This window comes from Streptomyces sp. B15, assembly GCF_018070605.1.
GTDB lineage: Bacteria > Actinomycetota > Actinomycetes > Streptomycetales > Streptomycetaceae > Streptomyces > Streptomyces smyrnaeus.
In genome coordinates this window covers 1-483 of record NZ_JAGPXJ010000223.1, presented here as the reverse complement: position 1 = coordinate 483, position 483 = coordinate 1, and the positions used below count along the sequence as shown (strand labels likewise).

At 58.4% G+C, this 483-nt stretch carries 1 protein-coding gene; it reads right to left on the bottom strand.

The window, feature by feature from the left end; genetic code table 11:
- Positions 1–483: hypothetical protein (locus KBY19_RS35950; protein ID WP_210967534.1), on the bottom strand; the 483-nt coding region annotated here is incomplete at both ends.

Sequence of the window (483 nt, the reverse complement as noted above, 5' to 3'; positions counted from 1 at the left end):
CCAATGTACTGCCCGGCGATCTGCGTATTCCGAAACTCGGTATAGCGGAGATTACCTTCCCGCACCCCATAGGCCGCCAGGAAGTCGGTCTGCGTTGGTGCATCAGGGAAATCAACACCGCGCATGTATGCCGCGCTGGCATCGCGAACCCGGCTGTCGATACTGGTGCGATATTCCGCCTGCTGCTGCTTGCGAATTTGGTCAGCCTGGCGGAGGAAGGTTGCCTGCGCTTCAGGGGATGCCGCGTCGAAAGCTGCGTTGCCGGTATAACGTTTTGTGCTGGTCGGAAGCTGAGACAGGCCAATAGCCGCACTGACGCCGGTGGCGAGCTGCTGGTCGCTGTATGGCTGGCTACCGTTCTCATGCTGGATGATTGCAGCACACAGGGCCTTCAGCGTGTCAGGGTTTGATGCGTCAAGCTGCTGATCCGCAGTTACGCCGAGCTGAGCACATACTGCCTGAATGTAAGCATCGGTGTTGTTA